This window comes from Microcoleus sp. MON1_C5 (assembly GCF_036701875.1).
GTDB lineage: Bacteria > Cyanobacteriota > Cyanobacteriia > Cyanobacteriales > Microcoleaceae > Microcoleus.
In genome coordinates this window covers 36,698-50,255 of record NZ_JAUBRN010000055.1, presented here as the reverse complement: position 1 = coordinate 50,255, position 13,558 = coordinate 36,698, and the positions used below count along the sequence as shown (strand labels likewise).

At 47.5% G+C, this 13,558-nt stretch carries 13 protein-coding genes; 9 read left to right on the top strand and 4 right to left on the bottom strand.

Going from position 1 to position 13,558, the window contains the following annotated elements; genetic code table 11:
- Positions 1–314: 314 nt before the first annotated feature.
- The 3 genes from QUA71_RS22740 to QUA71_RS22730 are packed head-to-tail and all read right to left on the bottom strand — an operon-like array spanning position 315 to position 1,975.
- Entirely contained in the window at positions 315–980 is a 666-nt protein-coding gene (locus tag QUA71_RS22740) for a class I SAM-dependent methyltransferase (protein ID WP_333288488.1), read from the bottom strand.
- Positions 981–986: 6 nt separating this feature from the next.
- The gene (locus QUA71_RS22735; RefSeq protein ID WP_333288486.1) at positions 987–1,448 is read right to left on the bottom strand and encodes a cupin domain-containing protein; all 462 of its coding nucleotides are present in this window, start codon (positions 1,446–1,448) and stop codon (positions 987–989) included.
- Between the two features lie 47 nt (positions 1,449–1,495).
- A complete protein-coding gene (locus tag QUA71_RS22730; RefSeq protein WP_333288484.1) occupies positions 1,496–1,975 on the bottom strand; it encodes a hypothetical protein in 480 nt (159 codons plus the stop codon).
- A 148-nt stretch (positions 1,976–2,123) separates the two neighbouring features.
- On the opposite strand from QUA71_RS22730, the gene QUA71_RS22725 reads away from it, so the two are divergent.
- The 3 genes from QUA71_RS22725 (at position 2,124) to QUA71_RS22715 (ending at position 6,417) form a co-directional block, all read left to right on the top strand.
- The gene (locus tag QUA71_RS22725) at positions 2,124–3,578 is read left to right on the top strand and encodes a folate/biopterin family MFS transporter (protein WP_333288482.1); all 1,455 of its coding nucleotides are present in this window, start codon (positions 2,124–2,126) and stop codon (positions 3,576–3,578) included.
- Positions 3,579–3,789: 211 nt separating this feature from the next.
- A complete protein-coding gene (locus QUA71_RS22720) occupies positions 3,790–5,286 on the top strand; it encodes a carotenoid oxygenase family protein (protein WP_333288481.1) in 1,497 nt (498 codons plus the stop codon).
- Between the two features lie 231 nt (positions 5,287–5,517).
- A complete protein-coding gene (locus tag QUA71_RS22715) occupies positions 5,518–6,417 on the top strand; it encodes a DUF4436 family protein (protein WP_333288479.1) in 900 nt (299 codons plus the stop codon).
- Between the two features lie 123 nt (positions 6,418–6,540).
- Here the strand turns inward: QUA71_RS22715 and QUA71_RS22710 are convergent, their stop codons facing one another.
- Positions 6,541–7,395 carry an SGNH/GDSL hydrolase family protein gene (locus tag QUA71_RS22710; protein ID WP_333288476.1) on the bottom strand — a complete coding sequence of 285 codons (855 nt, stop codon included), beginning with the start codon at positions 7,393–7,395 and terminating at the stop codon, positions 6,541–6,543.
- A gap of 362 nt (positions 7,396–7,757) precedes the next feature.
- Here QUA71_RS22710 and QUA71_RS22705 point away from each other — a divergent pair, with 362 nt between their 5' ends.
- The 6 genes from QUA71_RS22705 to QUA71_RS22680 all read left to right on the top strand — a co-directional run bounded on the left by QUA71_RS22705 (position 7,758) and on the right by QUA71_RS22680 (position 13,474).
- A complete protein-coding gene (locus QUA71_RS22705; RefSeq protein ID WP_190658612.1) occupies positions 7,758–8,000 on the top strand; it encodes a DUF7219 family protein in 243 nt (80 codons plus the stop codon).
- 113 nt (positions 8,001–8,113) lie between these two features.
- The gene (locus tag QUA71_RS22700; protein WP_333288474.1) at positions 8,114–8,647 is read left to right on the top strand and encodes an RDD family protein; all 534 of its coding nucleotides are present in this window, start codon (positions 8,114–8,116) and stop codon (positions 8,645–8,647) included.
- Between the two features lie 38 nt (positions 8,648–8,685).
- Positions 8,686–8,874 (top strand): 50S ribosomal protein L33, encoded by a 189-nt coding sequence (gene rpmG, locus QUA71_RS22695; RefSeq protein ID WP_006631376.1) that lies wholly within the window; start codon positions 8,686–8,688, stop codon positions 8,872–8,874.
- A gap of 168 nt (positions 8,875–9,042) precedes the next feature.
- Positions 9,043–9,258: a 30S ribosomal protein S18 gene (gene rpsR / locus QUA71_RS22690; protein ID WP_006631377.1), complete on the top strand. Its 216-nt coding sequence runs from the start codon at positions 9,043–9,045 to the stop codon at positions 9,256–9,258.
- A gap of 312 nt (positions 9,259–9,570) precedes the next feature.
- Positions 9,571–11,577 (top strand): ribonuclease R family protein, encoded by a 2,007-nt coding sequence (locus QUA71_RS22685; protein ID WP_333288472.1) that lies wholly within the window; start codon positions 9,571–9,573, stop codon positions 11,575–11,577.
- A gap of 454 nt (positions 11,578–12,031) precedes the next feature.
- Entirely contained in the window at positions 12,032–13,474 is a 1,443-nt protein-coding gene (locus QUA71_RS22680; RefSeq protein WP_333288470.1) for a 1-acyl-sn-glycerol-3-phosphate acyltransferase, read from the top strand.
- The last annotated feature ends 84 nt before the right edge of the window (positions 13,475–13,558 follow it).

Below are 13,558 nucleotides of genomic sequence, written 5' to 3'. Positions count from 1 at the left end.
GACATTTTCGGGTTCTATATTTTTTACTTCGTTCAAGTCAGTTACATGATACCTCATCTTTCTGATAAAGGCTATATGACGCTGCCAATTTTATTAAGTTTCGCAGTTGGGCTGCCCAAAGTAAGTGCGTAGGCTTTGCAATCTACTACTGTTTTGTTTAGCTATTAAACTGGTTTCACCCAGCCCGCGTCAAGGTGCGATCGATCGGCTTTACGTCATCCTATCGGTTGCCGATCGATAATAAACAAAATTTATCGTCTCGCGCGGTTGAAAAAAATCCGAGCGAGTTCGTGGCCGCAACGAAATTTCAAGCCTTAGTCCGCCTTCTTCACCACGTTGACAGGGCACACTGGTTTCACCCCAACTAATAAAGCGAGTTCCCGCCACTTCCAATAACAGTCTGCATCGGTAAAACCAATTTCTCTAAACCAGCGCAATTGCGTTTCGACATCCAGCAATTTATTAGACGGATCGTCTGGGGAATCGCTAATACCGATCGCCTCTCGAAATTTCTCGTGTAAAGCGGGAGTTGCGGACGCTACGTGTTCCAAATTGCAAAAGATGCCTCCGGGTTCCAAAAGCTCGAAAATCTCCCCGTAAAGCGAACGTTTGCGATCGTCTGCTACATGATGAATCGCAAAACTAGAAACAACCGCATCAAACTTGCCCAAATCCGGCAGCGATTCGTCAAAATTGTGCTCGATTACCGTGACATTCTGGTCATCCGCAAAGCGAATTCTGGCTTTTTCCAGCATTGTCGGCGAAAAGTCGATCGCCACACATTCAACATTTGGTCGAGCGCACTTCAGCAAACCCAGCAACCGCCCGTCTCCCGTGCCCACATCCAGAATTCGCTTAACATTTTTCGGCACTTCCTCCAACAAAACCGCTTCACCTTCAGTGCGGTGAGGAATTCCATCAGCTTTAGCAAGATACCACAAAGCGTGTTCCGCCGAAGTCCAAAGATTCACTTGACTCATAAATTTTCAACTCTCATAAACCTCGCCATTTTTGCGAGTAAAAATCCAACTATTTCCGTTACCTTTCGCCATTAGATCGTCATCGGGATATTCGGCACTATCTCCCAGAGTGCGATCGCCAATTTCCAAATAAACAACATCTCCCTTCGAGCGGTTGACTAAATGGTGTCCGTCTGCATCCCCCGCCGGAAAACCCGCCGCCATACCCGGTTTCAGCACTTGCTCTCCCGAATTTGTAATCAGAGTAACTTCCCCTTCCAGAACATAGATTAACTCATCTTGCCGGGTGTGCCAATGCCTGAGAGCAGAACAACTTCCCGGCGCAAGTCTCACCAAATTTACCCCAAAATTCTGCAATCCGGCAGCATCGCCCAAGCGTTTTTTAACTCTCCCCGCAACAGCCGATTGGAATTGCTGAGGGTACTTGGAACCCGTAATTTCCGGCACATTTTTAGGATCGATAATCATAAAACATTCCTTTCACCAATTGCCCACTCTTATCCAAAAAATTTCAGCTATTCTAACGGTTTCAAAGTAGTAGGATTTTCCCGAATCGGTTTAATAAAACTGCTATTAGCCCGCACAAAACAATTACCCTTATCCGTTGAAATCGGCAGCCAAGGTTTGCCCTGAGAGTCAGCAATCATAATTTGATTGGCATTATTTCCTGTCACCGCTTGCAAGCGTTCCCCCCGTCTAAACGTAGCCACGACAGGCCACTGCGAAACATTGTGTTTATTTCTTTCAAACAACTCAGCAGGCGCATCCAAACCGTCTACAGAAATTGAGCGAAATCTCTGAGCCATCCGGCAATTCAACCCTTTAGAATCCGAGTCCACAACCAACCAATTTACCTGCCTGTTGCCCCGCTGTCCCGCAGGTGGCACCGGATAATCACCTTGCTTGTTAGCAACAGGTATTGCTGAGGCTAAATTAGCCCCCATTCCTAAAATCCAAGCCGCTGCGAGAAAGACAACTATAATTTCTGCTTTCATTGCTACCAAAAATCCTTTAATTCGAGCTCATCATAATTTTATATTACCTGCCACTTTCCCGTCACTTTCGCATCCCACCTGCGACAGTTCCCGGAACTCATTAAGAATGTGTTATAAATATTGAGATTCATTAAGAAATATTGCTCAAATGCTCGTTTCCCCCTCCGGCGTAAGCAAACTCAAAGAATCTTTAAAAGAAAAAGTATTCTTTGGGAATGAGCCAACCCCCGAACTCATAGCCATCTTAGTGATTTACTTCGTCCAAGGCATTCTCGGACTATCCCGCTTAGCCGTCAGCTTCTTCCTGAAAGACGAACTCGGCATGAGTCCGGCAGAAGTCTCGGCAATGCTGGGCGTCGTCGCCCTGCCTTGGATTATCAAACCCGTGTTCGGCTTCCTGTCGGACGGCTTGCCGATATTCGGCTACCGCAGACGCCCTTACATCGTCCTCTCCGGGCTGCTGGGCACCTTAGCATGGGTGAGCCTCGCAACAATTGTACACACACCGCTTGCAGCTACAGGCGCGATCGCCCTGAGTTCTCTCTCCCTCGCCGTCAGCGACGTAATCGCCGACTCCCTGGTAGTCGAAAGGGCCAGAAAAGAATCCGTTACCGACGCCGGTTCCCTGCAATCCTTGTCTTGGGGCGCTGCAGCCCTGGGCGGACTAATTACCGCCTACCTCAGCGGTTCCCTGCTGCAACACTTCAGCACCCACACAATATTTTTAATCACCGCATCTTTCCCGCTAATTGTATCAGCAACAGCTTGGTTAATTGCCGAAGAAAAAACCGACAAAAGAAGCGACTTTGAAACGGTCAAAGACCAAGTAAAACAACTGCGGCAAGCTGTTACCCAAAAAACAATTTGGCTGCCCACCGCCTTTCTCTTCCTCTTGCAAGCCACCCCAAGCTCTGACTCCGCCTTCTTCTTTTTCACCACCAACGAATTAGGCTTTCCACCAGAATTTCTCGGCCGAGTGCGCTTCGTTACCAGCATTGCCGCCCTCGCCGGCGTCTGGGTGTTTCAGCGCTTCCTCAAAACAGTTCCATTTCGAGTAATTTTTGGCTGGTCAACCGTCCTTGCGACTGCTTTGGGCATGACTACTTTATTATTAGTAACTCATGCGAACCGAGCTTTAGGAATTGACGATCAATGGTTCAGCATCGGAGACAGCCTGATCCTGACAGTAATCGGACAAATTGCTTATATGCCGGTGCTGGTACTCTCCGCCCGCTTGTGTCCCCCAGGCGTCGAAGCAACTTTATTTGCACTGTTGATGTCAATCACCAATTTAGCAGGACTTTTGTCCCACGAAGGCGGTGCACTTTTAACCCACTTGCTAGGAATTACCGATCGCAATTTCGATAACCTCTGGCTGCTAGTGATAATCACAAACCTCTCCACACTTCTGCCCCTACCGTTCTTAAATTGGCTGCCCGCCGAGAGTACAGAAAGCGGCGATCCAAACTATCAAAAGTCTCTTCCCGTATTAGAACCCGAACTGGGCAGTTCCAAACCAGGCGGACAGCATTTCATGCCCGAATACTTTCCCGACTTAGTACCGACAGTAAGGTCACAAAGCCGCACGGCAGATAGCAAATAAAGGAAGTTCGGCAACGGATTTTGTAACGGAGGTAAGGGAGTGAAAGAAGGAAGAAGGAAGACAGCAGAAAGATATTGAACTTGTAGATATTAGAACTACAATTCACTGCGAAAATCTCCCTAGTTTTATTTCCTCTTCTTTCGCCTCCTTTCTTTCTCTCTGCGCCCTCTGCGCCCTCTGCGGTTAAATCAATAAAAGCTTATTCTACACAATGCAAAACATAGAAACTCCTCCAGCCAAAACAGCCGCCCAAAACCTATCATACGATCGCACAGACTGGCAGCGCGGCTACGAATCCCAACCCAACGAATCAGACTACTGGATTGACGACATAGAAGGCGAAATCCCCCCCGGCTTGCAAGGCACATTCTTTCGCAACGGGCCCGGATTATTGGATGTCAACGGCCAGCGCATCCACCACCCGTTTGACGGCGACGGGATGGTTTGTGCGATCGCAATATCCGAAGGCCGCGCCCATTTCCGCAACCGATTCATACACACAGAAGGCTATCTCGCCGAACAAAAAGCCGGAAAAATCCTCCACCGAGGCGTTTTCGGCACACAGAAGCCAGGGGGCTGGCTAGCCAACATCTTTGATGTCAAAATCAAAAACATTGCCAACACCAACATCATTTATTGGGGCGACAAACTCCTAGCACTTTGGGAAGCCGCACAGCCCTACAGACTCGACCCCCGCACCCTAGAAACACTCGGTTTAGATACTCTAGACGGCATCTTGGAACCCGGTGAAGCCTTCGCCGCCCACCCCAGAATTGAAAAAGGGAAAAATGGCAAAGGAGACAGATTAGTAAACTTTTCGGTCAAGCCGGGTTTGTCGAGTACCATCACGATTTACGAACTCGACGAAAGCGGTAAACTTTTGCAGCGCCACGCCCATGCAATACCGGGTTTTGCCTTCCTGCACGACATGGTAATTACCCCGAATTACTGCATATTCTTCCAAAATCCCGTCAGCTTCAATCCGCTGCTTTTCGTGTTAGGATTTCGGAGTGCCTCCCAGTGCATTAATTTTTCGCCAAACAAGCCAACGCAAGCAATTTTAATTCCCCGCAACGGCACTGACGAGGTGAAGATATTAGAAACTGAACCTTGTTTTGTCTTCCACCACTGCAACGCATGGGAAGAAGGAGACGAAGTTTTTGTTGACTCAGTTTGTTACGAATCATTTCCCACTGTAGAGGCGGACGGCGATTTTCGCGAGATTGATTTTGACAGCGTTCCAGCGGGCGAATTGTGGCGGTTTAAGTTAAATTTGCAAGACAAAACTGTGCAGCATCAAGTTGTTGAAACTAGGTGCTGCGAGTTTCCAACTTTGCATCCGAATAATGTCGGACAACCTTACCGATATCTTTACATCGGTGCTGCTGATGCTCCCACGGGAAATGCTCCTTTGCAAGCTATCCTCAAAATGGATTTCGTGACTGGTGAAAGGCAAATTTGGAGTGCGGCACCACGCGGTTTTGCGGGGGAACCGGTGTTTGTTCTCCGTCCCGATGCTGTTGCTGAGGATGACGGCTGGCTGCTGCTTTTAATGTATGATGCAGCTCATCATCGATCGACCTTAGTGATTTTAGATGCTCGCGACATCACCAAAGGGCCCCTAGCGCGCTTGCATTTAAAACAGCACATTCCCTACGGTTTGCACGGAAGTTTCACACCAAATGTACTGCTTCCTATCGGTTCGTAGTTGCCCGTTGATTCGCCTGGTTCTTGCGCCGATGAGCGCCACAGCCCGCCGGGGGTTGAAAACCCCCGGCTCACAGCGAAAGCCTCTAAAAGAGGACTAAAACCAACATTTATGATCGATCGAGTTTCTTTAGTCGGTTTCAACCGACTTTAGCTATGAGCCAGGGGTTTAAACCCCTGGCGGACTGCGGGGAGTGCTAACAACTATTCAAGATGAAAAATATCATAATAGATGCAAACTATCAACACATTTAATTTCAAAAAAATACTTATTTTAATTGGCACTTTCCTCGCAATTTTCGCAATTATCTTATCTATTTACTCTCACAATGCTAACGCCCAAGAGCCTTACAATCCCTCTCCAGAAAGCGCTGTAGCGTCCAAAGGCTTGGTTGAGGTCAAAATGACAGTAATTGGAGTTGATCCTATTAAGAACGAATTAGAAACCCGCTTGCAGTTTGAACTCAAAGGTATCTATAAAAAAGGGCCAACTTACCCGGCTCAAGACTTGTTAATGACAGTTAACGGCGCAAATGTACAGGATTCGGAAATTACCTTTAAAGAAGGCAAACCGATGATTGTTCCTGCATTGAAGTTTAACTTAGTCAAAGGAAAAATTAACAATTACCCGTTTGATAGGCACATTGCTAAAGTTGCTATTTCGCTCGACCCGCTGCCTTCAATTGGTAAAAAGTTTGCTCCATTTGAACTGAATCCCGTGCCACTTAAATTTAATTTTAATGCCGACGTTCCCGGTTTCGACATTAGTTATAAGCCGATGGAGGAGAATTCCTCTATCTTTATTTATATTGATGTTTCTGCAACTCGATCGCTCCCGGTCAAATTCTTTGCCTTAGTGATTATTGTGATCATGTGGGTGTTGTCAATTATGGCATTTTTGCTAGCATTAAAAGTGATGAAATCGGGCAAGTTGCCGGAAGTGGGAATGCTGAGCTGGACTGCTGTGATGCTGTTTGCTTTTCCCGCGATTCGCAACGCTCAACCGGGAGTGCCGCCGGTGGGAACTGCAAGTGATTTTATGTCGTTTTTTTGGACGGAAATTATTGTTGTGGTGGCGTTGGTGATTATCGGTAGTTGTTGGTTGAAGCGGTATCATCCGCCAATTGAATGATTTGAGATTTGAGATTTGAGATTTGAAGAATTTAGCCCCGAGATAAATCTGGGGGGTTTTACCCTGGAGACTTTCAATTAACAGTCAACAGTCAACCGTCAACCGTCAACTAAATTCAAAGATTCAATTTTTGACTTCCAAATTCTCAATATCCTTTGCGGGTACGCCCAAACCGCGCAAGATAGTAAAAGCAATAATTCGATATCCCGACGGATTGGGATGAACTCCATCTGCGGCTAACAAATTCAGAGTCTTGCCCGCGTGCTTTTGATACGTGCCGATAACTTCCCGAAAAGGCGCATTCAAATCAATAAACAAGCACTGATTCTCAGACGCAATTTCTCGCATCGCGGCAACATACTGTTGCAACCTGCGATTTTTTGGGCCGTCGATACTTTCCCCTATCAGAGTAGGAGAAAGCAGTACAACTCGAATTCCTGCGGCTTTTGCTGCCAGCACCATTTGAGTTATTTTCTCCCGATATTCTGCCACTTGCACTCCCGCGGACCAGTTGCCTTCCGGATAAAACTGATTGTTTGGGAAGTCGAAGAAAGCGTTCCAAACGTCGTTGACTCCGACATTAATCATCACTAAACCTGGCTTTTGGTCGATCGCATCTTTCTGGAAGCGCGCTTGCATATCAGTCGATTTGTTACCGCCGATCCCCGCGTTGACGATTTCGATTTGGCGATCGGGATAAAGGGCATCCAGATAGCGTTGCAGCAGCCAAACGTAACCTCCGGGGTATTTCCCTGCCTCGGTGATGCTGTCGCCCACTGTGACAATTTTGCGCTTGCCGGCGAGCACGTTTTGGATTTCTGGTGGTGGCGTTGCTTCGGATACGGATTCTTTAAACACGGGAATTAAGGAGTGAGGAATGTTGAAGGCGATAATAGCAGCAATTACGGCGATGGCAAGTCTAATTAAAGCTTGCCTCAGCCGGGGTTTGGGACGGGGCGATCGCGCATTTGCAGACATTATGCGGTTTTTTACTCAAAGTCTAACTATTTATGGCTTCAATAATATTATCGATTTTTGTTTTTTTTGTCACTTATTTCAATAACTCAGTCCTAAGACTAACAAAAACCTGGTTTGGACGCCAAATCCGCAGTTATAAGCGTTAAGCCATAAACCTAGCTGTTGACCCCGCCTGCGTAAATTGTACACGTGAAATTACTGAGGTTTTTGTCTTCCTCATCTGTCGGTGTAATTGCCATCACAAAAAAATTCGCCCAATGTCACATGATTTCTGCTACTTACAGCACAACTTTAGCAGGTGATCGCGGTTTATAATATTATTGATTAGTTCAGGAAACAAGTTTTCATGCGAGGTTAAAGCAATGGTAGCAAATTCAAATTTTTTATATCCTCAAAATCGCTATTACGGTGAAGTAAAGCCAGAGAATTTGGTATTTAATGCGAATTTACAAGAGTTTTCTCAGCGAGTGGGTTACATAAGTTCCTTGACATCTAACGGTAAAATCTCTGTGGAACAGGCATTTACTCAGATCCAAACACTGTGGGAACAGGTAGAAAAGTCAAAAAAGCAGTTGGGAATTGGCGAAAATCCATTTTCCGCTTGAATAATTAGCGGTTGGCTTTGACGTTGATTTAGGCACCATTGGTGGCGATCGATTAATCCACAGCTTAAGATGAAAAATGAAAAAGTAGCTAGTGGCGATCGACCTTTTTGCCTATGAGTTCCGACCTAGTTCCTCTCCTTCCCAAAGTATCCGTCGGCCGCCGCGCCGCGGCCCTCTGCATCGACGGAATAGCAGTTTGGCTGCCCAGTTTGCTTCTGGGCACTAATGCCATCGTCCAAACCATATTTTTTGTTTTGCTGTGGCTGATCCTGCGCGTACCTATCGTCAGGAAAAACCAAGGTCAAAGTCTCGGGCGCTGGGCCTTGGACATGAAAATTGCCGATACCAGATTCCAACGGACTCCTGGAGTACAAGAACTGTGCAAGCGCGAGGCATTGCTGGGCCTGTGCGTGGCTTTAGCCTTCGCAGGTATAGCTGGGATCACATCTACCAACGCCGCCGTCTTGCTGCTGATCCTGCCCCTGGCGATCGACTGTAGCGTTGCCCTCACCTCCGCCGAAAGGTTTCCCCAAGCTTTCCACGATCGCATCGGCGGGACGATCGTCGTCGGAGCCCGCCGTGGCTACTCGCTCGACATCAAAGTTAGAAGATTGCTTGACCAAGTGCAGAGCAATGTGAGAAGATAATAAATTGTGTTTAAATTAGTCGAAATTTATTTAGAATTATGGCTAAAGGCGTCCGCATCATAATTACTCTAGAGTGTACTGAGTGCCGTACAAACGTAAGCAAACGCTCGAAAGGCGTGTCTCGGTACACCACGACCAAGAACCGTCGCAACACGACGGCGCGGCTGGAACTCAAGAAGTTCTGCCCCCATTGCAACAGCCACACTGCCCACAAAGAGATCAAGTAGTGATTAGTCATTAGTCCTTAGTCATCAGTCATCAGTTGTTGGCAATTGATATTGACGCGCGAAAAGCAGATAACTAACCAATGCTTTCCTGACGGCTAGCAACTAACGGCTAATAACTAAAAACTAACAGTCAACAGTCCAAGAACAACAGTAAACAAACAACAAACCATGACTTACTTTCGCCGGCGCGTTTCGCCAATCAAACCAGGAGACCCGATCGACTACAAAGATGTTGATTTGCTCAAAAAATACGTCACAGAACGCGGTAAGATTTTGCCCCGCCGGATTACCGGTTTGACGGCAAAACAGCAGCGAGACCTGACCAGAAGCATCAAAAGAGCAAGAATTGTAGCTTTGATGCCCTTCGTAAACCAAGAAGGTTAACAGGATTTGGGATTTTGGGTTTTAGATTTTGGACTGGGAATAAGACTTGCGCGAAAAGAACGTCTTTCTGTCATTAAGAGTGCAGCAAGAATGCAGCGAAATAATCGCGAAATAGGGTTAAGAGTCGTTGCAGCGCAAGTCTTAATCACAAGTCAAAAGTTAAAAAAAAGCAAGAAGAAAGAACAACTTTTTAGATTTTAACTTTCACAATTGACCAGAAAAATTGCCAATATCCAAAATCTAAAATCGCAAGCTCGAAACTCGATAAGTGGCCACGGTAAAAATCCAAAATCTCAAATATAAAGCTGGCAAGTGGAGAAGGGAACGTTAGTAGAATTTAGAGTGCACGGCGACCGCCGTCTGGCAGTTGCCGATCGCCCCGACGGCAAGAAAAACTGGGTTGTGGTAGACGAAAACGGTCAACCGCACAGCATACCGCCCAAACAAATCACCTACGAAGTAGTCGGAGAAACTTACAAACCCTCCGATATTCCCAAATTTCTCAAAGAAGTAGAAGCATACTCAGATCCGTCGAGTTTAGAAGTCGCTTGGGAACTTTTAGTCGGTGACGCAGAAACAGCAGATCCCGAATCCCTGGCAATGCTGCTATTTTCCGAGCGCAGTCCGGCCCAGTGTTACGCGGCTTACTGTTTGCTATCAACAGACAAACTGTATTTCAAACAAAAGGGCGATCGCTACGAACCGCGACCGGTCGCCCAAGTAGCCGAAATCAAACACCAGCAAGAAGTAGAACAGCAGCGACACCAAGAATCCCAAGGATTTTGGGATAGAGTCAAACAGCGGCTGGCAGGGGAAAATGTAGATTGGGAACACAGCGATCGAACTCGCCTCGACGCCTTAGAACGCTTTGCCACCCTCGGAGAAGAAGCAACGCACCGCACCCCGGCCTTAGAAACTTTAGCCAGCTTAGAACGGTCCGAAAACCCCGAAGCAGCATTTCAACTCCTAGTCGATCTCGGCCTGTGGAGTAGCCACGAAAACCTGTTTTTGCGGCGCAGCCAAATTCCCCTACAATTCTCCGCAAAGGTATTAGAAGTGGCCCAACGCTGCCTAGAAAATCCCCCAGCCGACTCCGACACAAATCGTCTCGATTTAACTCACCTCAAGGTTTACACGATCGACGACGAAAGCACCACCGAAATCGACGACGGCCTCAGCTTAGAATTCCTCGAAAACGGTCAGCAGCGCCTGTGGATACACATCGCAGATCCTACCCGCTTGCTTTCCCCTGGAGACGAACTCGACCTCGAAGCCAGAAAGCGCACCACTACGGTTTACCTGCCAACGGGAATGATCCCCATGTTTCCCCCAGCTTTGGCAACCGGGCCGATGAGTTTAATTCAAGGCAAAGAGTGCAGCGCGCTCAGCTTCAGTGTCACCTTAGACGAAATCGGCGCGGCTCAAGATTACAGCATCCACATCAGCACCATAAAACCCACCTACCGCTTGACCTACGATGACGTAGACGAAATGCTGGAGTTGGGAATCGAAGCAGAACCGGAAATAGCAGCGATCGCGTCTGCAGCCAAACTGCGGCAAAAATGGCGGGAAGCCCAAGGCGCAATCAGCATTTTCATGCCCGAATCAGTCATCAAAGTCAACGGCGACGACATCAAAATCCACGTCATCGACGACTCCACAGCCCGGATGCTAGTAGCCGAAATGATGATTTTAGCCGGCGAACTAGCCGCCCGCTACGGTCAAGCTCACAGCCTGCCAATACCCTACCGCTATCAGCCGCAGCCCGAACTCCCTCCCGATGAAGAACTGCTGGCCGTACCTGCAGGCCCCGCCCGCGCTTGCGCCGTGCGTCGGTGTATGCCCCGCAGCGAAATGGGCCTCACCCCCGGACGCCACGCCGGCTTGGGTTTGGAATTATACACTCAAGTTACTTCCCCGATCCGCCGCTATACCGACTTGCTGACTCACTTCCAAATCAAAGCCCACCTGCGGGGCGAACCACTGCCTTTTTCCGCTGAAGAAATACAGGACATTGTGATGTGTCTCGGCACCGCAGTTAAAGAAGCATCCACAGTCGAACGCCAAACTAACCGCTATTGGGGATTGGAATATTTGCGGCGCAACCCAGACGAAGTTTGGGAAGCTTTAATGCTGCGCTGGCTGAGAGAAGACAGCAATCTCGGATTGATTTTATTGGAAGAGTTGGGTTTAGAATTGGCAATGCGATTTGGTCGATCGGTCGCAATAGGCGATCGGCTAGAAGTCAAAGTCACCCACTGCGATCCGCGATCGGATGTCATTAACTTCCAGGAAATGATATTTGAAGCCGCACAATAGGATTTTAGATTTTAGACTTTAGATTTTGGATTGCAAAAATCTGTGTTGAAGGCTCAAACTGAGGAGAAATCTCGTTTTTAGTCGAGTTTCTGACCCCCTCGCATCCCCCTTGTCAAGGGCAGGGGGGTAAAAAAGATGATGGGTTCATATCTAGTCCTGTAAAATAATCGTAATTCTTGTCAGGGCTAGTTCACCCCCGATCTGTAATATCAGCCAAAAATCCCGTAAACCTGCCCCGACCAAAATATTGGGGTCGATCGACTGGACATGATATTCAATCCAAGACGGGTAATACTTTTGACATTAAATTGACACGCTTTGCTATCTCCTCTCTTCCTCCGTGTCCTCTGTGTCCTCTGCGGTTAATAAAAAAAACTTCAGCATCATAAAAATTGGAAAATTTTACCGCAGCCTAGTAATCTAAAATCTAAAATCTAAAATTTAAAATCGCAAAATGCCCAATTCAATTAGCCAAGTTCAGCCGCCGCTGGAATTCATACCCCCAGCCTACAACCCTCTAGTGATGCAAGGTTGTAAGCAAATATTCCCCTGGTGGCTGCGATTTCGGACGAGTATCAGCCAGGTTCAAGCCGAAAACGTCGAAACCCTCGCCGAACTATTCCACCAATTTCAAAATCAGAAAGTTCGCTTCTTGCTAGCCTTCCGCCACCCCAACTCAGACGATCCCTACTGTTTGGGACAACTAATTTGGAAACTCGTTCCCCAGGCAGCGCGCGCCAAAGGCATTCCCCTGCAATTCCCGGTACATTCCCACTTTATCTACGATCGCGGTATTCCCCTGTGGGCCGGTGCGGGAGTCGGCTGGTTGTATTCCCAACTCGGTGGCACTCCGATTGTTCGCGGTAAAATCGATCGCGCCGGATTGCGATCGGCCCGCGATTTATTTGCCAACAGCCAATTCCCGATCGCCGCCGCCCCAGAGGGCGCTACCAACGGTCACAATGAAATAGTCAGTCCCCTCGAACCGGGAATTGCTCAAATGGGTTTCTGGTGCGTTGAAGATTTGCTGAAAGCCGGACGCACTGAAAAAGTGTTAATTGTGCCGATCGGCATTCAATACCGCTATGTCAACCCACCCTGGCAACCCCTAGAAAAACTTTTAACTCAATTAGAAATTGATTGCGGACTGCCACCCTTAGAACGCACCGAGATGCCTAATTTAGAGACGGCAAATCCCGATTCCGAAAACCACAATCACAAATTCCAATATCTGCGCCTGATTCGACTGGGCAGCCATTTACTAGCCGTAATGGAAGAGTTTTACAGCCGTTTTTATCATAAAAATTTACAGCCTGAAACATCTATTTTAACATCATTATCGCTCCCAGGAAAAACTGGAAATGATTCGGGAAATGAAGTAATGATGGCTCGACTGAAAGCCCTGTTAGACGTGGGTTTGCAAGTAGCAGAAGAATATTTTAACTTAAAGCCCAAAGGCAGTTTAATAGACCGCTGCCGCCGTGTGGAACAAGCAGGATGGGAGTATATTTATCGAGAAGATATCAAAGATATTGCAGCACTTTCTCCCTTAGAAAGAGGATTAGCCGATCGCCTCGCTGAAGAAGCAAGTCTTCGGATGTGGCACATGAGACTTGTAGAAAGTTTCGTGTCCGTCACGGGCAGGTACGTCGCAGAACAACTGACAGCAGAACGTTTGGCAGAAACAACTTTACTGCTGTGGGACGTACTGGCTCGCATCAAAGGGGGAAATCCTTTCGGCAGACCGAAGTTGGGCAAACAGCAGGTACAAATGACCGTGGGCGAACCCATATCAGTGAGCGATCGTTGGGAGCGATATCAAACCAGCCGCAGGTTAGCAGTTGCCGAACTCACTCAAGACTTGCAATCAGCTTTAGAAGCAATGATTAAATCTTAATTAGTCAGATAAGGAAGAGCTTCTAGGGAAGAAGGAATATATATTTTTCTTCACTACGTTTTTTTCTGGTGAATTATAAACAGA

Excerpts from the sequence above, each read along its gene's own strand:
- QUA71_RS22730 (WP_333288484.1), bottom strand. The coding sequence starts at position 1,975 with ATGAAAGCAGAAATTATAGTTGTCTTTCTCGCAGCGGCTTGGATTTTA.
- QUA71_RS22680 (WP_333288470.1), top strand. The coding sequence starts at position 12,032 with ATGCCCAATTCAATTAGCCAAGTTCAGCCGCCGCTGGAATTCATACCC.
- QUA71_RS22740 (WP_333288488.1), bottom strand. The coding sequence starts at position 980 with ATGAGTCAAGTGAATCTTTGGACTTCGGCGGAACACGCTTTGTGGTAT.
- rpsR (WP_006631377.1), top strand. The coding sequence starts at position 9,043 with ATGACTTACTTTCGCCGGCGCGTTTCGCCAATCAAACCAGGAGACCCG.
- QUA71_RS22725 (WP_333288482.1), top strand. The coding sequence starts at position 2,124 with ATGCTCGTTTCCCCCTCCGGCGTAAGCAAACTCAAAGAATCTTTAAAA.
- QUA71_RS22710 (WP_333288476.1), bottom strand. The coding sequence starts at position 7,395 with ATGTCTGCAAATGCGCGATCGCCCCGTCCCAAACCCCGGCTGAGGCAA.
- QUA71_RS22720 (WP_333288481.1), top strand. The coding sequence starts at position 3,790 with ATGCAAAACATAGAAACTCCTCCAGCCAAAACAGCCGCCCAAAACCTA.
- QUA71_RS22715 (WP_333288479.1), top strand. The coding sequence starts at position 5,518 with ATGCAAACTATCAACACATTTAATTTCAAAAAAATACTTATTTTAATT.
- QUA71_RS22700 (WP_333288474.1), top strand. The coding sequence starts at position 8,114 with ATGAGTTCCGACCTAGTTCCTCTCCTTCCCAAAGTATCCGTCGGCCGC.
- QUA71_RS22705 (WP_190658612.1), top strand. The coding sequence starts at position 7,758 with ATGGTAGCAAATTCAAATTTTTTATATCCTCAAAATCGCTATTACGGT.
- rpmG (WP_006631376.1), top strand. The coding sequence starts at position 8,686 with ATGGCTAAAGGCGTCCGCATCATAATTACTCTAGAGTGTACTGAGTGC.
- QUA71_RS22735 (WP_333288486.1), bottom strand. The coding sequence starts at position 1,448 with ATGATTATCGATCCTAAAAATGTGCCGGAAATTACGGGTTCCAAGTAC.